Origin of the sequence: Pedobacter sp. (genome assembly GCF_037719805.1) — a bacterium.
Lineage (GTDB): Bacteria > Bacteroidota > Bacteroidia > Sphingobacteriales > Sphingobacteriaceae > Pedobacter.
The window spans coordinates 635,335-657,852 of sequence record NZ_JBBJLZ010000001.1; the positions used below are offsets into that span (position 1 = coordinate 635,335).

Consider the following 22,518-nt stretch of genomic DNA (forward strand, 5'->3'; position numbering starts at 1 on the left):
CTCGTAACCAATACTGTTACTTTTTGTACTTTTGCCGCTATGTCAACTATCAAGCCTTCATTAGCAAAAGGAACCAGAGATTTTTCGCCACAAGAAATGGCAAAACGCAATTACATTTTTGATACCATTAAGTCGGTTTTCAAAAAGTATGGCTATGCTGAAATCCAAACACCATCTATGGAAAACTTGTCGACATTGACTGGCAAGTATGGGGATGAAGGCGATAAGCTTATTTTTAAAATACTAAACTCAGGAGATTATTTGTCAAAGGCAGATCGTGATGATTTGTCTGCTCTTGATTCCAATGCTTTAATAAAATCCATCAGCGAAAAGGCCTTGCGTTATGACCTCACTGTTCCTTTTGCGAGATATGTTGTTATGCATCAAAACGACATTCCACTACCCTTCAAACGATTCCAGGTTCAGCCAGTATGGAGGGCAGACCGGCCGCAAAAAGGTCGTTACAGAGAGTTCTACCAATGTGATGTTGATGTGGTGGGATCGGAGAGTCTGCTCAATGAGGCTGAATTCATTTTGATCTATCAGGAAGCCTTGACGAATTTGGGGATGACAGATTTCACCATTAAGATCAATAACCGCAAAATTCTTTCAGGTATAGCTGAAATAATCGGTAAGCCGGATCTGATTGTTGACATGACAGTAGCAATCGATAAGTTAGATAAAATTGGCCTTGAAGGAGTTGAAAACGAATTATTAGAACGTGGTTTTGTAGAAGCTGATATCGCCTTATTAAAGCCGGTCATTTTATTACAGGGGTCCAATGAAGAAAAGCTGCTAGCTTTAAAGGAAGTTTTGTCGTTATCGGAAATTGGCTTGAAAGGGATAGCTGAATTAGAAAAGGTTTTTGAATTTTGTGAGCAACTGCTGTCCGGAAACAGTATAAAGTATCCCAACCTTGAACTCGATATTACATTAGCCAGAGGATTAAACTATTATACCGGATGTATTTTTGAAGTGAAAACTAATGAAGTAGCTATGGGAAGTATTGGTGGAGGTGGGCGTTATGACGACTTAACGGGTATGTTTGGCTTAAAAGGCCTAACGGGTGTTGGTATTTCCTTCGGGGCAGATCGCATCTATGACGTGCTTTATGAACTTGATCTCTTCCCTATATCTGGTGCTGAAGGTACGAAGGTATTGATTAGTAACTTTGACTCTGATGCTGAAAGCTATGCTCTGCCGATGCTACAAAGACTTCGTGAACATAATATTGCTGCAGAACTCTATCCTTCCTCCGCAAAGCTTAAAAAACAAATGTCTTACGCAGATTCAAAGCTGATTCCCTATGTGATATTAATTGGTAGTGATGAGATGCGCGACGGAATCTTGACACTTAAGAAAATGGATTCTGGAGATCAGCAAAAGCTTAATATAGATTCAATAATTGCGCTTTTAAGTAAGGCGGGCGATAGCTAGTACGTTCTGCCAGCTAATATGCCTTCTATTCTATCTAATAATTCATCAATGTCAAAGGGCTTAGCTAAGAAGCCGTTTGGCTTAAATTCACCATGTTCAACATTCTCTGCTGTGTACCTCGCTGAGATCATAAGTACTGGAATGTCCTGCGTAGTTACTTCAGATCTAAGTTGTTTAAGTAATTCTCGTCCATCAGCGTCAGGTAGCATGATGTCAAGAATAATGAGATCTGGCTTAAAAGATTCAACACTGGCCATCATATCCGCACTTTTGTTAAGACCAGTCACCTTATAAGCTTCGCTTTGCAGAATCAAAGTTATTACATCTAGGATAGCATGATTGTCTTCAATAACAAGAATGTTTTTATACAACGGTATATTTTTAGCCAAAATTGATGTTTTTTAATTGAGCACAAATATATTTAAGTAGTTTCATTTGTTCATGCTTTATTTACAATTTATAAACAGATTGTTACAAAATGTCTTTAACATGAAATATAAAAAAAGATCACCAGCAAATGAAACCTTTTGTAATTATTAGAGTCATATAGATAGTTTTAGTTTTAGGTTAAAAGGGTGCGGTTGTGGCGATTGCACCCTTTTTATTTTAAATGAGGCCTGTAGTTTTGTGTGTTAACTACTGCTTTCAAATCTTGAAGTATGGTATAGAGTCCGAAATTAGTACGGTTCACGTATATAAAATGCTTTACTCCTCTGGCCTGTTTAAATTCTGGCATCTTTGCGATCTTTTCACCATAGTTATAAAGTCCAGAAAAGAACTCCGGGTTATCGAAATTAAACTCTGCGCTTGTATATGGCATAGCAAAAAGCCTGATCATCTCGAGATACATTTCATAATAGAATTCTACTTGTTTAACAGAATCTCCAGGTTGAATCATCTCTAGCTTTCTAAAGGCTTCTATAGTTTTTGCTTTATCAAATATTACATCCGATGAGATTAGAGAAAAGAAAGGATAATAAAAGTCATCTGGTAACTCTTTTATGCATCCAAAATCTATGACACCCAATTTACCGTCATGTGTAATCATAAAATTCCCTGGGTGTGGGTCTGCGTGAACTGCTCTCAATTCATGTTGCTGATAGTTGTAAAAGTCCCACAACGCCTGACCAATTTTATTTCTTAAAGACTGCGAAGGATTAGTGGCCAAAAACTCTTTCAAGTGCATCCCATCGATCCAATCCATGGTAATAATTCTAGGGCCTGACAACTCCGGATAGTATTGGGGAAACCTCAGATTTGGTATATTTTTACAAGCCTCAGAAAAAGCAATAGACCTTTTCACTTCCAGAACATAATCTGTCTCTTCCAAAAGGCGTTCTTCGACTTCTTTGACATATATGTTTAGCTCTTTTTCGCTCATCCCGAGTAAACGAAAAGCAAAGGGTTTCACAAGCTTTAGATCTGATGAAATGCTGTCTCCCACGCCCGGATATTGAATTTTCACAGCCAATTTCTTTCCATTTAGTTCTGCGGTATGCACTTGGCCAATCGATGCAGCATTGGTGGACTTCAAGTTAAACTTATCGTAAATCTGTTCAGGAGTCTTTCCGAAGTTTTTAGTAAAAGTTTTAACAATTAGTGGCCCTGAAAGAGGCGGGGCGTTGTATTGGGCCTGAGTAAATTTATCTACATATGATTTAGGAAGGATATTTTTATCCATGCTTAACATCTGTGCAATCTTAAGGGCACTTCCTTTTAGCTCACTCAAAGACTTGTAGATGTCAGTGGCATTATCTTCGTTTAATTCATCTCTGTTAAGATCCGGATTAAATAGTTTCTTTGAATAATGCTTTAAGTAATTACCGCCTATCTGAATTCCTGTCTTAACAAACTTTGCAGAACGTTCTGTTTTTGATACTGGTATACTATTTTGTTCCTTCATTAACTAAAATTTCATGTGTTCTCTAAACTTGCCATTACGAGAAAGAAACTTTCCGTAATCAAGCAAGTTGTCTATAGGAGAATGTTGAAAGAGATCAAATGTGACATTGATGCCTTTTTCGATTGCTTCATCAGTTTTCTCAAACCCAGCACTATCATCGCTTACCCAAAATCTAAGGATAAAAGCAAATTGCAACCATAAAGCGTCTTTATAACGTTTACTAAAGAACTTCCTGTCCGCCAATTCGCCGCTTTCTAAACCATCGCTAATAACATTCTCCGCGAAATTCTCAAAAATGGTCTTTGTAGCTAATAGTACTTTTGGGGTGGACAACTGGCTCCTTGACCCTTTTAAAGTGTAGATAATAAAGCTTCGTTGCTTTTTTAAGACCTCAACATAACTGTAGAAAAAAGACAGAATTTTCTCTCTTGAAGAATACTGATTCCATACTTCCTGCTGTTGAAGGGTGTCGATTGTTTCAACAGTCAATTCCACCCATATTAATTTCTCAATACTCTCAAAGGATGCAAAGAATTGATAAAAATCAATCTCGCTAATTTTAAGCTTTTTAACAAAACTGTAAACAGATTTTGGCTTCTCATCATAGGTTAGCACATAGTTGATATAGCCGGTTTTGATTTGTTCTGCTGTCGCCATTTCTTTATCTAATAAACGTTTAAATAAGATAGTTAGTTTGTTTTAAAATGTAAAGTTAGCGCAATCTTTGGTCATCAAATGTTATTAAATAACAGAAGTAAAAAAGATTATTTACTTTCGCAGTCGTTGAAAAGGAGAATAAGATATATCAATCAATTACTTGCAGCAATGTTGCTAGTCGTGTTTGCCATCGAATTAACTCCTTTCAGTACTTTTCATGATCACCATTCGCAAAGTTCCAATAAGTGTTCCAAGGGTGAAGTGAAATGTATGCACAAGCAACACATTGTTACTCATTCGGAAAACTGCCTTATTTGCTCGATGCACTTTGAGAAGACTTACACGCTACACCAATTTTCCTTACAAGTATTCTTAAAAGAAGGAAAGGTGGCAGATTATGCTTTCGAAGACAAGACTTGTTATACCAGGCTAATCCGAACTTCCCTTCGCGGACCCCCAAGTTTAAATTTAAAAGCGTCAACGTTCGTTTCAATCTGATATGGTCAATCAGGAATTCCCTGACTGAGCTATTGTCTTTTAATTTAAATCAATAACATGAAAACCTTACAAGTAACTTTAGTTGTATTATTATATACTTTTTTTTCTACTAATAGCTTTGCATCCAATTTGGCAGAGCTTAAAGGAAAAGTAACTGACGCTAGCACAGATTCGGGTCTTCCGGGCGCGACCGTATCTATTCCAGATTTACGCAAGTCTGCTTCCACAAATGAAAATGGAGAATTTACCTTAAAGAATCTTCCAGTACGTGGAAAGTTCTTGGTGCAGGTAAGCTACGTAGGTTACCAGTCACTAACCAGGGTGGTAGACTTTAGTAGTCCGGAAGCACTTAACTTCGTGCTACGGCAAAGTGTTATTGAAGGTCGGGAAGTCGTAATCACAGGCTCGCCTTCAAGTTCCGACAATCGGAAAAACAGCACCTCAGTAGCAACCTTAAGTAGAGAACAGTTGCGGTCTCACCCTTCTACAAATCTAATGGATGCCATTTCAAGATTACCTGGAGTGGCTCAGATCACAACTGGACCATCTATCTCTAAGCCTGTAATTCGAGGCTTAAGTTACAATAGAGTGGTTACGCTTAACAATGGCGTTAAACAGCAAGGGCAGCAGTGGGGTGACGAACATGGAATTGAGATCGATCAATATAGCGCCGACCATGTTGAGGTGCTTAGAGGTCCTGCAAGTCTCATGTATGGGTCTGATGCACTCGGTGGTGTAATCAACATTCTTGATGGTCTGCCTGCGAGCGAAGGTACGCTTAAGGGTGAGTTCTTAACAAACTATGCAAGCAACAATGGTTTAACCGGCAATTCCCTGATGTTGCAGGGCAATGAAAACGGTCTGATCTATAAGGTAAGGGGAACCTATAAAAATGCCTATTCTTACAAAACGCCAACGGAGTATGTTCCTAATTCCGGTTTTAGGGAAACAAATTTTGAAGGCCAGATTGGTTTAAATAAAAAATGGGGATATGCGCATTTGGACGCCTCCAGTTTCAGGAATGCCATCGGATTTTATGAGCCAGCAATAAACGAAGAAGGTCAGTTGGTTGATGAGGATGGTAACACTTACAGCGACAGCCAAAATAAAGATCGTAAACTATTGTTTCCTAAACAAGAAGTTAGGCACTACAAACTCGCTTTAAACAGTAATATCTTAATAGGTAACGGCAGTTTGAAGTCTACACTAGGTTTTCAGCGCAATTTGAGGAGAGAGCTAGAAGGGGCAGAACCAGACGGACTGGCATTGTTCTTAAACAGCCAAACTTATAGCTATGATTTCAAATACTCCTTTAGAGATTTCAATGGCTGGGCACCAGTAATCGGTCTGTCTGGTGAATTTATGCATAGTCTGAATACAACAGGAGCGGAGCAGCTGATTCCTGACTATGACTCCCAGGCATTTGGAGGTTTTGCCTTTATAAAGAAAATATGGACTAGTGATAGCTTTAATGCAGGTGCTCGATTTGATTATAGAAAGATGAATGGCAAAGCCTTTAGCGGTGATTCGGAATTTGACTCCTTCTCTAACAAATTCTCTCATTTAACAGGAGCATTGGGATACACGCACGAATTCAATGATTCATTTAATTTTAAAGCCAATGCCGGAAGTGCTTTTAGGGCACCCAATATTGCAGAGCTTGCATCTAACGGTGTTCACGAAGGGGTATTTCGTTATGAAGTTGGGAACGCTAATTTGAAGCCAGAACAAAGCTATCAATTTGATGCCTCGTTTGAGTATCAAAACCAGTATGTTAGCGGTTCCCTGGGAGGATTTGCCAATGTCCTTGATAACTATATCTACTATAATACAAGTGGAGCAACGATTGATGTTGATGACGAAGATGGAAATGTTACTCCATTTCCGGTTTATAACTTTGTTCAGGACAATGCATACCTGAGAGGTGTTGAAGCTTCTTTAACCTTACACCCTGTTAGCTTCATTCATTTTGAGAACAGCTTTTCTTACACACGCGCTACTAACCGCGCTACCAGGCAATCACTGCCCTTCATACCAGCAGCTACGTTAAGAAATGAGCTTCGTTTTGAACCAAAAATTAAGGGTACATCTAATTCATATATTGCCCTAGGAATTGATAATTTTTTCAGTCAAAACAAGATCGACAATTTTGAAACTACTTCAAGCGGCTATACCTTATTAAATGCTTCCATCGGAACTACAATAAGAGTCGGAAAGACACAGGACATCACTATTTATGCCGCAGGCAGAAACCTTCTGGATAAGGCATATTACGATCATTTAAGTCGTTTCAAACCAGGCAGACTAAGTGATGAAGACCCTAATTTAGGGATTTACAACCAGGGTCGTAACATCACTTTCGGTTTAAATATTCCTTTTACCATTAAGAAGTAGAAAGCAATTGATCCTTTAGATCCCGCCCTTTTTAGGGTGGGATTTTTACTAAATAATACCTAGCTTAGAACCTTTGCTACTTACTTAATGTTGTTATTGAAAACCGTTATTCATGCTTAGGAACCTTATCCTCCAATTCGCTTGTTCTCTTTCTCTACTTTGCTCCGCTACTGTTTGCTCATTCGCTCAACAAAAAACAGATACAATTTCAACTACTCTCGAAGGCGTTAAGTATGCGTATCCTGTAAAATATTACCCAGTTCACACTGAAGGTCAGGATTTAAGAATGGCCTACATGGATGTACCACCTACACAGCTAAATAATGGAAGAACGGTTGTATTGTTTCATGGTAAAAACTTTGGAGGCTATTATTGGACTAATGTAATTAAAGCTCTAACAGGAAGAGGGTTTAGAGTGATCGTACCTGATCAGATTGGTTTTGGAAAATCATCTAAAGCTTATATTCATTATAGCTTTCATCAGATGGCAACATGGAACAAGGGATTACTTGATACCCTGGGAATAAAGCGCGCAAATGTCCTGGGCCACTCTATGGGTGGGATGCTGGCAACTAGATTTGCACTAATGTATCCTGAAACAACTGAAAAGCTTCTATTGGAAAACCCAATTGGGTTAGAAGACTATAAAACCTTTGTACCTTTCATTACAACTGAAGAGCAGTATAAAACAGAGTTGAAAGCTACTGCTGAAAGCGTTAAAAAGTATTATCAAACCTCTTACTTCACAGTTTGGAAACCGGAATACGAAGAGCTCGTCCGCATTGCTGGTGGAATTACCAATAGTGGCGACTTTCCCAGATTCGCCAAGGTAGCAGCAATGACCTTCACTATGATTTATGAGCAGCCTGTAGCTTATGAATTTTACAACCTGAAGGTTCCAACAGTACTGTTTATTGGAAGAGAAGACAAAACTATCATAGGGAAATCACTAATAACGCCGGATCAACAAGCGATTCATGGGCAGTATAAATTACTGGGGAAACAGACAGCTGCAAAGATTCCCGGTGCAAAGATTATTGAATTTGAAGCCTGTGGACACATACCTCACATTGAAGTGCCCACAGAATTCACTGTCGCGCTACTAGGGAGCTTGTAAAATCTCCAGCTGTGCCAAGACCTGTTCTCTGCTTACAGGATAAGGAGCATTATTAACAATAGAATCGTAGATTGCGTCGAACAATGGAAGATAGTTGCCTTCCAGCGATGCGACGTGATGCACTGACTTGTTGCCTTCTTCGTCAATTAAAGTTAATTTTCCTTCATTTCCAGGAAGTTCAACACCGTATCCCTTATCTGTTAGTTTCATTCCTTTTAATAGTTGCTCTTCTTGAATATCCGAACGCTTTTTATGTAAAGATCCCAGCTCGCCATGAAGTACGAATGCGGGTAAGGCATCTAATAATAATAAGTTAGCGTGAATAAATACATTAACACTATTTTGGTAGCCAAGGTGGATAGAAAAATAATCATCTACTTTAGTCTCTTTCCTGTTCTTGCCAAGAATTTTATGGAAGGTATCTGGCTTACCGAAGATACTAATGGCCTGATCCAACAAATGGGGTCCAAGATCATACATCAATCCGCTTGCAGAAAAGGGTTCTTCTTTAAATGTTTTGGGGCCAATGACATTGCGATACCTGTCATATCTGAAGTGAACTTCATTGAGCTTACCTAAAACGCCACTTTCAATTACCTGGCGTACGGAAGAGAAGTCACTGTCCCAACGCCGGTTCTGGTAAAAAAATATCTGCCTGCCTGCTGTGTCAGCAAGCTTAAAAAGCTCTTCAGCTTCGTCTGTTGTTGCTGTAAATGGCTTTTCTACTAAGATATGCTTACCTGCCTTTAAAGCTTTGATCGCATACTCGTAATGGGTATAGTTTGGAGTATTTATAATTACAAGTTCAATGGATTGATCATTAATCAACTCATCAATGGTGTCGTAACTTATTATACCAGGGTAGTCTATTGCAGCCTGTTTTTTATTTCTCTCGGTTATCGCTTGTAATTTAAAACCTGGGTGGTTGTGAATAAATGGGACATGAAATACCTTTCCAGACATGCCGTATGCCAAAATACCTGTTATAATTTCTCTGTTCATATGGCTAAAAATACTAAAACACTTGGCTAAACACCAGAATTATTTAAACAAAAGCAGAACTGCTAATTGTATCTTTGCGTTATGAAACCAGCGGAAATACATGCGAGATGGAAAGAGCTGCAAACTAAGATTGCAGCCGAATTTGATTCAGATGTTCCAGACTTAAAGGTGATCTTGTTCCTTATTGGAGTCCAAGAGTTAGGTAAAGGGCCTGGTAAATACAGCAAACGTCAGAAAGAAGAACTGATGCACATTGCAACCTGCCGTTTGCTTAGTGAAATGGGATTTTATGAGCTGGAAGGTCTTGATCAGGACGGCTGGCCCCATTGGAAGTTAATAAAGGCTGTTCCATCGTTTGCAATGATGGAACAGGAGTTACTACTTATGTCTCTAGCCGTCCAATATTTTGATGATATTTATAGTTCAGAATAAACAAAAAGCCCGATGTAGAACTCTACAACGGGCTTTTTGTTTATATCTAACTTAAAGGATTATTTTCCTTGTTGTTGTGCTTCTTTTTTCAACGATTCGTTGGCAACAATAACAACCTCAACCCTACGGTTAGCAGTTCTGCCTGCATCAGTGGTATTGTCAGCAATTGGCTCAGAAAAACCTTTTCCTAAGGTTAATAAACGTGATGAAGGAACACCTTGAGACACTGCATATGCTTTAACAGCTGCTGCGCGTCTTTCAGACAAGCTCATGTTGTAAGCTTCGGTACCTTTGTTGTCTGTGTGCCCGATTATTTTAATGTCTGTTCCAGGATACTGATTCAATGAACTGGCTAATGATTTAACATTTGTTTTAGCCTGAGCAGTTAAATCTGCTTTATCAAAGCCAAACAAGATACCACTATCAAACTTAACGATGATACCTTCACCTTCACGAATAACTTCAGCATTAGGAATTGCATTCTGAATTTCTGCAGCTTGTTTATCCATTCTTTTACCAATGAATCCACCAGCTGTACCACCCACCGCAGCACCAATAACCGCACCTACCGCTGTGTTACCAGCTTTTTTACCTATAATAGCACCAATTACACCACCAGCTGCTGCACCAATACCTGCACCTTTCTGAGTTTTCGTTAAACTATCGCAGCCTTGAAACGCCATTGCGCTAATGGATAATGCTATACTAAATGTTGCTATTTTAAATCTCGATGTTGTCATAATATTTAATTTGTTTGTTATAACTCGTGTTACTCAAACGTAATGCCAATTTTGAAAACTATTCAGAAAAATATTCTTCCAGTTCTTTTAAGGAATTTTCATCCGTATAAAAATCTTTGATCACCAATCCTTTTTCCAGAAGAATTATGCGATCACAAACGTCAGTAACGTGATTAAGATCATGACTGGAAATAAAGGTTGTCATCCGCCGCTCGCCCTTTAAAGATTTAAGAATGCTTTTCAATCTTATTTGTGTTGTCGGATCTAGATTCGCAAATGGTTCGTCTAAAACAAGTAACTCTGGATTCTGCATCAATGCAGCGGCAATACCAACTTTATTTTGATTCCCTTTGCTAAAATCGCGAATATACTTGCCGCTGTTAAGAATTTCTCCATTAAAAAATTCAGTATACTTCAGCAGGTACGCCTGTACATCGGCTATACTTAAGTTGTGCAGGCTGCCAATAAATGTAAAATATTCTTCCGGAGTCAAGTAGTCAATTAAAAAGCCCTCATCCAAATAAGAAGCTGTATAGTTCTTCCATTGATCCGTCGACATTACATTCTCTGATTTCGATAGAATTTCACCTTCAGACGGACGGATCAGATCCAGAAGCATACGGAAAAGAGTAGTCTTACCAGCCCCATTATTTCCTACCAAGCCTACAGTCTCTCCTTGTTGAATCTGTAGATTTGCAATATTTACGACAGTCTTATCACCGTAAATCTTTTTCAGTTTATTGATTTCTAATATCATGGTTATTCTCTGTAGCCTTCAGCCATTTTATACCTCTGTAATTCTAATCTTTTTGTAAGGAAGTTCACCCAATATCCGCGCATGAGTAGCATGATCAACCCAAATAGGGCCACGGCAATCAGTCCCAGATATGGTTTACCAAACAGTCCAAAAGGAAGGTAAATCAGTATCGGTGTTAACGTATATGGAAATGCAAGAAGCCACTGCGTCGCACCCGTTCCCTGGTAATTGAAACTTGCACTTTTATTAATATCTAATCGCTTATAGTTTGAAGCACCCATGTAAAGAACGATAACAGTCCCAAATCCTATATTATAAAGATAAGCGGCCAAATGTAACAGTAAAAGTTTTGGACTTAAGAATCCATAAAAGCTTGCAAGCACAGTGATCATACTGCAGGCAATGGTGAACAATAAGAACTTGGCCTTTATATAATCTTTGAAGTTAATCTTGTTAGCTAATAGTCCGTCGAAATGTGCACTCTGCCAGGCGTAGATGAACTGGCCATAAATGATGATAGATATACCCGTCATGAAAATAGCGCCAAACATCATCTGTCCGAAGGAGTCTGTATCAATAGCTTTTTCTCTATAAAAGAAAAAACCGTAGAAGAGAAATAGAAATCCTAAAAATACACTTGAACGGGATCGTTTGTGTCTAAGTATTAGCTTCAATTCTAATGCAGCGAGCTCACCAACTTTTCCAAATCTATTTAAGAATGCGTAATCGGTACTTGCCTTCTTTTCATGAGCAGTACTTAATTCCTCCACATAAAGGTTATTGCCCAGAAATTTGGAGTTGACCTTAAAAATGCAATAAGCAGCCAGAGTTGCAACCAGACCCAAATACGGGTACATCGCGATGTGCCTGAAAATATAATCAGAAGCTGCCATCACAGAAATGATCTTCAGGTATTCAAGACCTGCAAGCGCCGCAAAGATGGACAGACCTACAACGGTGTAAGCAATGTTTGAAATTGATTTTCTCTTAATGTATAAGGCTAAGAAATTATTAAATACCGTAAGGGAAAGAATGGTAATAATGTACATCGCCGTCGCAAATCCACCATACTTGCTGGCGATTTCGATAAAACAAAAAGGTAAAAATATAAAGAAGGGCCAAAGGTTAAAAGCACTGAAGAAAGCTTTTGCGTTTAAAAAACTAATTAGCTTTCTTTTTGGTATTTTGAGATGTAAATAAGGAATGATGCTTAGTGTAGGTAATTCCTGAATCTGGATGCGCATGATAAAGTCAAACGCAAAATAATACAATATAAGGCCATTGAAGCTTGTGGTTACATCCTGAGCGGGAAACACCTGTGGCAAAAACTTGACCATACCGAAGCCTATAAATACAGCTATACCAAGAAAGTAAAGTAATAGTACGCCAAAAACTATCTCGGCCGCTATACTTCCTTTTTTGTTTCTTGAGCGCCAAAATGACTTCTGTTGGTGGCTTATAAAGGTACTGAGCATGTTAAGTATGAGTTAGTTTGTAATTTGGATACGCAGGCCTATGTTTTGTTACACTAATAATCGTATTTGTCTCCCCAGTTTGACTTAAGTTTCTCACGAAGTTTATCTTCTGCTGGATTCTTTCCCGGGTTATAAAGCTTAGTGCCGCTTAACTGTTCAGGAAAGTACTCTTGCGCAGAAAAATTACCCTCATATCCATGTGAATACTGGTAATCTTTCCCATAACCAATGTTTTTCATCAGTTTAGTAGGCGCATTTCTGATATGAAGCGGAACAGGTAAGTTACCGGTTTGCTTTACCAGGGCCTGAGCCTGATTAATTGCTTCGTAAGATGCATTGCTTTTAGGAGAGCTGGCCAGATAAGTAACACATTGTGATAGTATAATTCTTGATTCGGGAAAGCCAATTACATTTACGGCCGAAAAACAATTGTTGGCTAACAACAGGGCATTGGGGTTCGCATTGCCAATGTCTTCTGATGATAAAATTACCAGCCGCCTCGCTATAAATAGTGGATCTTCCCCACCCTCAATCATTCGCGCCAACCAATAAACCGCGGCATTTGGATCGCTACCTCTGATAGATTTAATAAAGGCAGAGATGATGTCGTAGTGTTGCTCTCCTGCTTTATCGTACAATGCAAGATTTTGTTGAGCATGGGCAAGCACGTTCTCATTTGTTAATACAAGTGTGTTGCCACCAATGCCATTAACAACGATCTCTAGTATATTTAACAGTTTACGTCCATCTCCACCAGAAAGACGAATCAGGGCTTCGTGATCTTGAATCGTTATTTTCTTTTGTTTAAGGAGTACGTCGTTTTCAATTGCAGCTTGTAATAAACCTGCCAGCTCAGTCTCATCAAGCGCTTTGAGTATATATACCTGGCATCTGGAAAGAAGAGCCGAGATCACTTCGAAAGACGGGTTTTCGGTAGTAGCGCCGATCAAAGTCACCAAACCCCTCTCCACCGCTCCGAGAAGACTGTCTTGTTGAGATTTACTAAACCGATGAATCTCATCAATAAACAAGATCGGCAAACCCAACAGGCTATTTTTGAGTAAGGCTGCCTTGTCGATAACTTCACGGATGTCTTTGACTCCCGAGTTAATCGCGCTTAAGTTAAAAAACGGCCGATCTAGGGTTTGGGAGATAATATAGGCAAGTGTGGTCTTGCCAACTCCTGGTGGCCCCCAAAATATCATTGAAGGTAATTGACCACTTTCAATAGCTTTACGCAGAACTGCCTGAGGACCTACAATGTGTTTCTGCCCAACATACTCATCCAGACTCTGTGGACGCATCCGCTCAGCTAATGGAGGTAAATTCTGCATGAAAGTAAATATACTGAAATATTTATTCTGTCTTAGGCTGACTACTAGCTGAATTCGGCTTTTTCTTCCAGAATTTCTTCTTTGGGGCGCCAGTAGGCTTAGGGCGATCAGACAAACTGGCGCTTGCTGTTTCTAATGGAGAAGCTCCTAGATCTTCCGGCATAGGAACACGGTCAATCCGCTTTTCGATCAGCTTCTCGATACTTTCCAATTTCCTTTTGTCTTTTGTATTAACCAAAGTTATTGCCGTTCCTTTGCTAGAGGCACGAGCTGTACGACCGATTCTGTGCACATAATCCTCAGCATCATGGGGCACATCAAAATTTACAACAAGGTCAATTCCTTCAACATCAATACCCCGACTTAAAACATCCGTTCCAATCAATATCGGAAGCATTCTATTTTTAAACTTTAATAGTGCTTCTTCCCTTTCTTTTTGAGTAAGATCTGAATGGAATGCTTCCGCCTTTAAACCAAGATTTCGAAAAACCTTACCTAGATTTTTTACTTTGTCTTTAGTCGACGCAAAAACAATGACGCTTTTGAAATCACCTGACTTTAGTATTCTTGTTAGCAATGGTACTTTTTGCTCATCATGAACAAGGTATATCTGCTGCAGAATGCCTTCGGCCGGTTTAGAAATAGATATGTTTATTTGCTGCGGATCTTTTAAAAGTGTGGAAGCAAGCTTCCTGATTTTCGGTGGCATGGTCGCTGAGAACAATACCGTTTGGCGAACCTTCGGTAAATAACCAACAATTTTCATGATGTCATCATAGAAGCCCATATCCAGCATCCTGTCTGCTTCGTCTAACACCAGATGCTTAAGCTGATCAAGTTTCAGTAATCCAGAAGATAGGTGTGAAATAAGTCTTCCAGGCGTGGCAATAATGATGTCCACACCTTCGCGCATTGAACTTTTTTGTTGCTCATAAGCAATACCATCCCCACCTCCATAAACAGTTAATGAACTGATATTTGTGAAGTAGGAGAGTGCCTCAACTTGTAAGTCGATCTGCTGGGCCAGTTCTCGTGTTGGTGCAAGAATTAGCGTATTATTATGTCGTTCCGGAGTTTCACTAATCATATTCATGATCGGCAAAAGGTATGCGCCCGTTTTTCCAGTGCCGGTTTGTGCACAAGCGATTAAATCTTGCTTATTAAGAATTAGTGGAATGGCTTGTTGTTGTATAGGTGTGGCATTGCGAAATCCCATTGCCAATAAACCCTCATATAAGTCAGGGTTAAAATTAAAATCTTTAAAATCCAATGTACTTTTTATTGTTAGTTTTTACTCTATAAAAGTAACCTTTTTATTTCGCTTTATTCTTATCTGCATAACCAAACACTTTCTGTAATAAAGTAGTGCTTCTTGCACCGATGTTATCGCGGATTTTCAACTCTTCCTGAGCAACCTGGATAAACATTCCATCGATTGCTTTTTGAGCAACATAAGAAGATAAGTCGGTTGAAACAGGTTTTACCAACGGAATTTTATTGTACTGGTTTGCCGCATCTCCCCAGTATTTAGTAGCACCGACTTTTGCTAAACTACTTTGAATAACGGGCCTGAATTTCTCCATAAGTTGCGCGGTAGTCACCCTTTTGAAATAAGTGGTTGCTGCATCTCTATTTCCCAGTAATATGTTTGTCGCGTCGGTTATCGTCATCTGCTTAATGGCTGAGATGAATATAGGTTTCGCTTCTTTTGCTGCATCTTCAGCCGCTCTATTGATCGTCAATATTACGTTGTCAGCTAAAGAGCCAAGGCCGATTGTACGCAATGTTTGCTCCACCTTTTGCGCTTCCGGTGGAAATAAGATCTTCACTGCCAGATTACCTAGAAATCCATCTTTAGCAGACAATTGATTCGCACCATTTGTTGTTCCAATTTCTAGCGCTTGCTTCAATCCTAATCCAATCTCTGTCGTGGTTGGATTTCCAATAGGGAGTTGCTTAATGATATTTCCAAGTTGTGCCTGACTTTGAACGTCACAGCTGCTGAAAAACATAAACACACTAAGGGCAAGGAACATACTAATAGTTCTTATCTGATTTGTTTGCATGCTCAATAGTAAGCAATTCTTTAGCCAAGAACTTTGCCGATTTTGCTAATCTTACAAATTCAGACCTGTAACCATCACTATCGTTACCTTTGGCTGCTTCTGCTGTAGTAATGACATGGTCGAAACTCGATTTCTGCGCAAAATCAGAATGTTTTAAAATTAGACCCAGCTCTGCAACCGCTGCACTGAATCTAAAATTATTACTCGTTTGACTAAATGCAATGGAATTGTCAACCACAGGTTGCTCAATTAATCTGCTCGCAGTTCCATCAGGTTCCTTATACCTTATTTTAACCGTCATTAATTCTTTTCCATTACCTTTCAAGACCAGGCGCTTCGAATCTGTTGCCTGGTATTTCAAGTCATCAATACTGCCTGAAAAACTACTTTTAATTCCAACTGGTATCACTTCATATAGTGCGGTTACCGTGTGACCTGACCCCATCTCCCCAGCATCTTTATTATCGTCGTTAAAATCTTTCGATTTAAGCATCCTGTTCTCATACCCAATGAGGCGATAAGCCTGTGTTTTTGATGGATTAAACTCTACCTGAAGCTTCACATCTTTGGCAACTGTGTATAATGTCCCTCCAAATTCAGTTACCAAAACTTTCCTTGCTTCAGAGATATTGTCTATGTAAGCATAGTTCCCATTACCCTTGTCGGCAAGTTTTTCCATTTTACTGTCCTTGTAATTTCCCATTCCATATCCGAGCACAGTTAAGAAGATATCGCTTTTACGCTTCTCTTCTATCAATTTTTCCAATGCGCCATCGCTGGAAGCACCAACGTTAAAGTCTCCATCTGTTGCAAGTATAACTCTATTGTTTCCTCCCTTAACAAAATTCTCAGTAGCAATTTTATAAGCGAGTTCAATCCCTTCACCGCCAGCCGTAGAGCCACCCGCGCTTAATTTATCCAACGCTTCTTTAATAGTTGTTTTCTCATTTCCGCGAGTAGCAGGGAGTACTGTGCCTGCATTCCCAGCATACACCACAATTGCGACTTTATCCTCTTTTCGGAGCTGGTCGGTGAGCATTTTAAAGGAGGAAACTAAGAGAGGCAATTTGTTCGCCTGGTTCATAGATCCTGAAACATCTATTAGGAATACAAGATTGGATGCAGGTAAATTGGCCGTGGAAACCTTTTTTGCCTGCAGTCCAATCATTACCAGTTTGTGGCTTGTATTCCATGGAGCATTAGAAATTTCTGTACTGATTTTAACAGGGTCATTGTCCTTCGGCTGTTCGTATTCATAGTCAAAATAGTTAACCATTTCTTCTATCCTAACGGCATCTGCCGGAGGCAAACTACCATTGTTAATAAATCTTCGAAGGTTGCTGTAGCCGGCAGCATCTACGTCAATTGAAAAGGTAGATAATGGACTTTGTATTACGTTTTTGAAATTATTCTCGGCTATTGCTGAATAACTTTCCGTATTATCCAAACTACGAACATTTAATGACCCTCTGAAACCAGGTGTCCCAGTATTGTTGGCAATTTTCAGCGGGCCCGTCCTGACTCCCTGCAGGAGCTGCTCTACATTTCCAACAGGCACATCCTGCACTTCTTTGCTGCGCTTTACATAGCCCCGGATGACCACATCTTCCCTCAAAGCGTTTTTAGTCTCTTCCAACTGTACATTGATGGTCTTCTCCTTGCCTACTTTAACCCTTACAGTAGTATAGCTGACATAAGAAAATACAAGTTCCTTTACTTCTTTTCCAATTTTTACACTGTATGACCCGTTCTGTGCAACGGAAGCCTTAACGCTTAAAATGCCGTTCTTATCCTCCGCAGATACGTACGCGCCAACCATCGGATCACCGTTCTTTTTATCAGTGACGTTTCCTTTTATGATCCTTTCCTGCGCTTTTAAAGCTTTATAAGCCGTCAGAGACAAGAGCATTGTTAAAACCAGTACTAGCTTTTTCATAACCTGTAATTTGTAAACAGGATGTATGCTTTAACCAAATTCCATAATAGTGTCAAATAATATTTTTATACTTGAGCCTGAATATCCCCTCATAAATTTGAAATTCATTAAGAACAATTCACGTATACAGGAGCAGGATGATGCAGAACTGATCAGAAGCTACAAATTAAGTGGTAATCTTGATGTGCTCGGTCAACTGTATAATAAATACATGCACCTGGTTTTTGGGGTATGTATCAATTACCTGAAGGATGAAGAGTCAAGTAAGGATGCTGTGATGCAAATTTTTGAAGAGCTGGTAGTAAAGTTAAAAGTTCATGAGGTTCAGAACTTTAAAAGCTGGCTACATGTTCTAACCAGGAATCATTGCCTCATGGCAATTCGGAAGAATTCTAAAAATGAGACTGTATCTTTAGAAGATACATTTGTGGAAAACACTGACTTTGTGCATCTGGATATTGATGATACAAAAGAAAGCAACCTTTCCATTATGGAAAAGTGTATGGAGAAACTTCCAGAGGAACAAAAAGTAACAGTGGACCTGTTTTATCTACAGGAAAAATGTTATAAGGAAGTCGCAGATATTACCGGTTATGATATGCTCAAAGTAAAAAGCTATATTCAGAACGGAAAAAGAAACTTGAAGATTTGTATAGAAAGGAATAGTGGTGAATAAGGACTGGTTAGATATAGAAGTTTTAGAGGACTACCTTGATGGTAAGTTGGATGCCAAAACGATGAACAGGGTGGAGCGGGAAGCGCTTGAAGATCCATTTGTAGCCGAAGCCCTGGCTGGCCTTACCGCTTCTCCCAAACGTGCCCTTGAATCTATCTCTTTATTGCAACAGCAACTGGCAAACCGGATTAATCAACAGCAAACTATTAAAAAGCAGTCAGTCATTACCTGGCAGCGACTTAGCATTGGCTCTGCCGCTGCAGTTCTGTTTATTACTGTTGGTATTGTTTATTGGATGAAGCAGGTCAATTATGACAAGGCTTTGAATAGCGCTAAAAAAGTTGATGTGGTGATTGCGCCCAGACAACAGCAAGACACCAATCCATCCAAATCTGTTATACCAGAAGCACTTTCTCTTCCTAAAGAAGCAATTGCTCAAAATAGGAAGGCTAAAGCAGCTGTTACCGCACCTGCTGCAATTGTTTCTCAAGATAAAGTTGCTGTCTCTCCACCGCAAGTCAACAATCAGATCGCTAGGAGTAGGGCCTCTGCAACCACTGTAGCGCTGCCTGATTCATATGGTTCAGCTATAGTTAGAGGTAAGGTTATAGATGAAGCTACTGGAAACCCAATGGTAGGCGCCTATGTTTCTGCAAAAGATTCTAAGGGAGTGCTACGAGTGATCGCTTCTGCAGATGCAAACGGTGAGTTTTCATTTAAGAAAGATGATTCAATAGTTGATTCAACACTTACTATCAGTTATGTTTCTTATGAATCAAAGGTGCTACCGTTAAAAACTGAACTGTTACTTGCAATAGCGCTTAAGGAAACCACTAACCTCCCAGGTGATCAACCAGTAATCAGAGGATATGTTAAAAGGAACAAAGAGCAGACTACAGGTTCCACATTTCTTGTCAGTGGCAAAGAAGTGAAAGATGTTCCTGTTGGCCATGTTGAACAATTAGTCCAGGGCAAGGTAGCAGGGTTAAATATTCAAAATGACACTGGTGCTCCAGGAATGAAAGGTTCCGCTAACATCAGGAGCACGGTTGTTGTACAGTCGCACCCTGTGGATGGCTGGGATCATTATTTCATGTACATTAACAATAACAGCAAGTTTAAAGGGAAGGCCAGGGTTGGTAAGTCAGTTGAACTGAGTTTCAATATTGACTCTTCAGGGCAAGCTAAAAGTGTTAAAGTAGTAGCAGGCATTAACAACAAGTACAATGAAGAGGCGATACGATTAGTTAAGGAAGGCCCAAGATGGTTACAACCCGAACCAGTAAATGCGAAAATCTCTCTGAAAATAGATTTTTAAAAGAACAGGTGAATTATCGCATAAACGATTCCTGCAAGTGTGGCTGATACTGGGATTGTTAATACCCATGCCCATAAAAGGCTTACAGTTACTCCCCAGCGAACTGCAGATACTCTCTTTAATAGCCCAACACCAACAATGGAACCTGTAATGGTATGAGTTGTCGAAACTGGAATCCCAAAATGCTCAGTAATGCCTAATGTAACTGCACCGGCAGATTCTGCTGCAACGCCTTCAAAGGCATTTACTTTAGTAATCTTAGAGCCCATTGTCTTTACAATTTTCCACCCTCCACTCATTGTGCCTAGCGCGATAGCTGCATAACAAGAGATGGGAATCCATTCTGGCATTGGATCTCCCGTGGTCAAGACATTTGAAGCTACCATCGCTACATATATAATCCCCATTACTTTTTGGGCATCATTACCTCCATGAGTAAAACTCAGTGCTGCTGATGAAACCAATTGTAATCTCTTAAACCACTTTTCAGCTACAGATGGCCTTGCATTTTTAGAAATATGGAGTATAATAATTGAAATAATTACGGAGATAACCATACCGATAACGGGGGCCAGGACAATAAAGGCAACCACTTTTAGAATGGGTGCCAGGTTGATGGCAGTCATCACATTAACCCCTAATGAAGCTGCTTTAGCCATACCTGCACCAGCAAAACCACCAATTAATGTATGTGATGAACTAGAGGGAATTCCAAACCACCAAGTAAATAAGTTCCACATGATTGCTGCGATCAAACCAGCAAGAATAACTTCTAAAGTGATGAAATTTTCAACTACTGTTTTGGCAATTGTATTTGCTACTTTATGATCGGTGAAATAGAAATAAGCAGCGAAATTGAACAAGGCTGCCCAAAGTACTGCTTGTAGTGGGGATAGGACTTTTGTAGATACGATAGTAGCAATTGAGTTGGCTGCATCATGAAAGCCGTTAATATAATCGAAAGCAATTGCCAAAACAATTACAACAACCAATAAGGTAGTTACCATTTTAAAATGTTTTAAGCGTTCTTAACCAAAATCGATTCTAATACGTTAGCCGCATCCTCGCATTTGTCTGTTGCCATCTCCAGTGTTTGAAGGAGTTCTTTTTGTTTGATCAACTCTATTGCATTTGTCTCGAATTCAAATAGGCGCGCAATTGCCAGATTACATACATAATCTGCCTGATTTTCGCCGCTATTAATCCTAACACATGCATCAGCAATGACACGGATATTCTTAAAGCTTCTTAATTCTTTAATTGCTTTTTCAAGGTCAGTACACATTTCAACCAATAGCTCGGCGAGTTTAATCATCGCATCGCCTATGTTAGTTATGTTGTACAATTCAATATTTGTGGCAGAAGCGTGAATATAATCTGCAATATCATCAACTGCACTAGCAAGTGCATGAATGTCTTCTCTATCAAATGGGGTGATGAAGTTTTTACTCAGCTCTAAAAAGATTGAATGTGTAATATCGTCCCCGACATGCTCTAAACGCTCAATCTCCTTAATGTACTCTTTTCTCTTTTCCATGTCAGATGTTGTTAGCACTAACAAAAGTGCTTCTGAAATTTTCAAGGCGTTACTTCCAGCTTGCTCAAATAGCGGTTGAAACTTTTTATCCTTTGGAGTGAAGAAATTAAAAATGCTGTTCATCTTATTGAATATATTATCGCACAAAAGTATGTGTACAATGTTAACTTAATGTTAAGTGTTAACGTTTTAATCTAGCAAATGTGTTTAATTGATCTTTTCCAATGTAAATGCAAAGGTAGTCCCGATCTGTAAAGTGCTTCTAACTGAGATTATTTGCTGGTGTGCCTCTAGAATATGCTTCACTATTGCCAGTCCGAGACCGGTACCGCCTTCTTGTCTTGACCTGTGTGAGTCGATTCGATAGAACCGCTCAAATAACCTTGCTAGATGCTTTTCTTCTATGCCTATCCCGTCATCAGTAACTTCGATAAGATATTGATCATGCAATTCAAAAATCTTAATTGCCGTAGATCCATCTTTTTTACCGTATTTTAAGGAGTTTTGTACCAGGTTAATCATTACTTGCCTGATTTTTTCACGATCTGCCTTCACATAAGCTGGAGAAGTATATTTCTCTTTGAATGAAAGCTTGATGCTCTTGCTTTTTGCATTGTCTTCCAGCCCTTCCATTACTTCTTTTGCTAACCCAACAAAGTCAAATTTTTGATAGTTAATTGGAATCTCTCCGGATTCTAACTTAGAAATGGAATCAAGATCGTTAATTAAGTAACTTAAACGGTCCACGTTATTGGCTGCCTTTTTTAGAAATTTAGTCGCCATCTCGGGGTCGTCAATCAGACAGTCTTGTAAGGTTTCAATATATCCTTGAATTGCGAATAAAGGGGTTTTGAATTCGTGCGAAACATTAGATAAGAACTCTCTTCTAAATTGTTCCTGCTTCTTCAGAACATCAATCTCCCTCTTTTTAGCGCCCGCCCACTCTTTCACTTCTTGCTCCACATCATTAATTGGATCCGAGCTCACATATTCACCCAGCGCATCCTTCAAATCTTTTCCAAGCTTTAGGTTGTGGATCATTTTGTAAATTAATACGACCTTAGAATAGATATACTTTTCCAACAAATAGTAGAAAACTATGAAACTGGTAAAGAATGAAACTCCGAATGAGATCAGCATAAAATACCAGCTGTGTTGAAAATAATAGTTTACGAGAGCGATCGATAATGCAACCGCAAAGGCCGTGACAAGGACCAATACACTTAATTTCATGCAAGC

Annotated in this window: 20 protein-coding genes; 6 read left to right on the forward strand and 14 right to left on the reverse strand. The window is 39.3% G+C overall.

Features of this window, described 5'->3' with window-relative positions; translation table 11 throughout:
- The first annotated feature begins 39 nt into the window (after positions 1 to 39).
- Positions 40 to 1,437, forward strand: a complete 1,398-nt coding sequence (gene hisS, locus WKF66_RS02910) for a histidine--tRNA ligase (RefSeq protein ID WP_489672902.1) — start codon at positions 40 to 42, stop codon at positions 1,435 to 1,437.
- On the opposite strand, the gene WKF66_RS02915 is transcribed toward hisS, so the two are convergent.
- From WKF66_RS02915 to WKF66_RS02925, 3 genes are all read right to left on the reverse strand, one after another.
- Complete coding sequence (locus WKF66_RS02915; protein WP_489672903.1) at positions 1,434 to 1,826, reverse strand: response regulator transcription factor; 393 nt, start codon at positions 1,824 to 1,826, stop codon at positions 1,434 to 1,436. The genes hisS and WKF66_RS02915 overlap by 4 nt on opposite strands.
- A gap of 212 nt (positions 1,827 to 2,038) precedes the next feature.
- Entirely contained in the window at positions 2,039 to 3,340 is a 1,302-nt protein-coding gene (locus tag WKF66_RS02920) for an ABC1 kinase family protein (RefSeq protein WP_489672904.1), read from the reverse strand.
- 3 nt (positions 3,341 to 3,343) lie between these two features.
- On the reverse strand, positions 3,344 to 3,997 hold the full coding sequence (locus WKF66_RS02925) for a TetR family transcriptional regulator C-terminal domain-containing protein (protein WP_489672905.1): 654 nt from the start codon (positions 3,995 to 3,997) through the stop codon (positions 3,344 to 3,346).
- A 555-nt stretch (positions 3,998 to 4,552) separates the two neighbouring features.
- Between WKF66_RS02925 and WKF66_RS02930 the strand changes: the two genes are divergently transcribed.
- Both WKF66_RS02930 and WKF66_RS02935 read left to right on the forward strand, forming a co-directional pair.
- The gene (locus WKF66_RS02930; protein ID WP_489672906.1) at positions 4,553 to 6,889 is read left to right on the forward strand and encodes a TonB-dependent receptor; all 2,337 of its coding nucleotides are present in this window, start codon (positions 4,553 to 4,555) and stop codon (positions 6,887 to 6,889) included.
- A gap of 112 nt (positions 6,890 to 7,001) precedes the next feature.
- Complete coding sequence (locus tag WKF66_RS02935; RefSeq protein ID WP_489672907.1) at positions 7,002 to 8,006, forward strand: alpha/beta fold hydrolase; 1,005 nt, start codon at positions 7,002 to 7,004, stop codon at positions 8,004 to 8,006.
- Here the strand turns inward: WKF66_RS02935 and WKF66_RS02940 are convergent.
- Positions 7,992 to 9,008 carry a Gfo/Idh/MocA family oxidoreductase gene (locus WKF66_RS02940; protein WP_489672908.1) on the reverse strand — a complete coding sequence of 339 codons (1,017 nt, stop codon included), beginning with the start codon at positions 9,006 to 9,008 and terminating at the stop codon, positions 7,992 to 7,994. The genes WKF66_RS02935 and WKF66_RS02940 overlap by 15 nt on opposite strands.
- 81 nt (positions 9,009 to 9,089) lie before the next feature.
- Between WKF66_RS02940 and WKF66_RS02945 the strand changes: the two genes are divergently transcribed.
- Complete coding sequence (locus tag WKF66_RS02945; RefSeq protein WP_489672909.1) at positions 9,090 to 9,440, forward strand: hypothetical protein; 351 nt, start codon at positions 9,090 to 9,092, stop codon at positions 9,438 to 9,440.
- Positions 9,441 to 9,499: 59 nt separating this feature from the next.
- On the opposite strand, the gene WKF66_RS02950 is transcribed toward WKF66_RS02945, so the two are convergent.
- Genes WKF66_RS02950 through WKF66_RS02980 form a run of 7 tightly spaced genes read right to left on the reverse strand, consistent with a single transcriptional unit; the run spans position 9,500 to position 17,748 of the window.
- Positions 9,500 to 10,180, reverse strand: coding sequence for a YiaD family glycine zipper/OmpA-like lipoprotein (locus WKF66_RS02950; protein WP_489672910.1), 681 nt, complete (start codon positions 10,178 to 10,180; stop codon positions 9,500 to 9,502).
- Positions 10,181 to 10,238: 58 nt separating this feature from the next.
- Entirely contained in the window at positions 10,239 to 10,937 is a 699-nt protein-coding gene (locus tag WKF66_RS02955; RefSeq protein ID WP_489672911.1) for an ABC transporter ATP-binding protein, read from the reverse strand.
- 2 nt (positions 10,938 to 10,939) lie between these two features.
- Positions 10,940 to 12,412 carry a DUF5687 family protein gene (locus WKF66_RS02960; protein ID WP_489672912.1) on the reverse strand — a complete coding sequence of 491 codons (1,473 nt, stop codon included), beginning with the start codon at positions 12,410 to 12,412 and terminating at the stop codon, positions 10,940 to 10,942.
- A 53-nt stretch (positions 12,413 to 12,465) separates the two neighbouring features.
- Entirely contained in the window at positions 12,466 to 13,746 is a 1,281-nt protein-coding gene (locus tag WKF66_RS02965) for a replication-associated recombination protein A (protein ID WP_489672913.1), read from the reverse strand.
- Between the two features lie 22 nt (positions 13,747 to 13,768).
- Complete coding sequence (locus WKF66_RS02970; RefSeq protein ID WP_489672914.1) at positions 13,769 to 15,016, reverse strand: DEAD/DEAH box helicase; 1,248 nt, start codon at positions 15,014 to 15,016, stop codon at positions 13,769 to 13,771.
- Between the two features lie 43 nt (positions 15,017 to 15,059).
- Positions 15,060 to 15,812 carry a DUF4197 domain-containing protein gene (locus tag WKF66_RS02975; protein ID WP_489672915.1) on the reverse strand — a complete coding sequence of 251 codons (753 nt, stop codon included), beginning with the start codon at positions 15,810 to 15,812 and terminating at the stop codon, positions 15,060 to 15,062.
- Complete coding sequence (locus WKF66_RS02980) at positions 15,784 to 17,748, reverse strand: YfbK domain-containing protein (protein ID WP_489672916.1); 1,965 nt, start codon at positions 17,746 to 17,748, stop codon at positions 15,784 to 15,786. The genes WKF66_RS02975 and WKF66_RS02980 overlap by 29 nt, the downstream gene beginning before the upstream one ends.
- 97 nt (positions 17,749 to 17,845) lie before the next feature.
- Here WKF66_RS02980 and WKF66_RS02985 point away from each other — a divergent pair, with 97 nt between their 5' ends.
- Together WKF66_RS02985 and WKF66_RS02990 are read left to right on the forward strand one after the other, a co-directional pair.
- The gene (locus WKF66_RS02985) at positions 17,846 to 18,424 is read left to right on the forward strand and encodes an RNA polymerase sigma factor (RefSeq protein WP_489673333.1); all 579 of its coding nucleotides are present in this window, start codon (positions 17,846 to 17,848) and stop codon (positions 18,422 to 18,424) included.
- Positions 18,414 to 19,742 (forward strand): carboxypeptidase-like regulatory domain-containing protein, encoded by a 1,329-nt coding sequence (locus tag WKF66_RS02990; RefSeq protein WP_489672917.1) that lies wholly within the window; start codon positions 18,414 to 18,416, stop codon positions 19,740 to 19,742. Before WKF66_RS02985 ends, WKF66_RS02990 begins: the two co-directional genes overlap by 11 nt.
- Here the strand turns inward: WKF66_RS02990 and WKF66_RS02995 are convergent.
- From WKF66_RS02995 to WKF66_RS03005, 3 genes are all read right to left on the reverse strand, one after another.
- Positions 19,739 to 20,749 carry an inorganic phosphate transporter gene (locus tag WKF66_RS02995; RefSeq protein ID WP_489672918.1) on the reverse strand — a complete coding sequence of 337 codons (1,011 nt, stop codon included), beginning with the start codon at positions 20,747 to 20,749 and terminating at the stop codon, positions 19,739 to 19,741. The genes WKF66_RS02990 and WKF66_RS02995 overlap by 4 nt on opposite strands.
- 11 nt (positions 20,750 to 20,760) lie before the next feature.
- The gene (locus tag WKF66_RS03000; RefSeq protein ID WP_489672919.1) at positions 20,761 to 21,402 is read right to left on the reverse strand and encodes a DUF47 domain-containing protein; all 642 of its coding nucleotides are present in this window, start codon (positions 21,400 to 21,402) and stop codon (positions 20,761 to 20,763) included.
- A gap of 84 nt (positions 21,403 to 21,486) precedes the next feature.
- Positions 21,487 to 22,512, reverse strand: a complete 1,026-nt coding sequence (locus WKF66_RS03005) for a sensor histidine kinase (RefSeq protein ID WP_489672920.1) — start codon at positions 22,510 to 22,512, stop codon at positions 21,487 to 21,489.
- Positions 22,513 to 22,518: the final 6 nt, after the last annotated feature.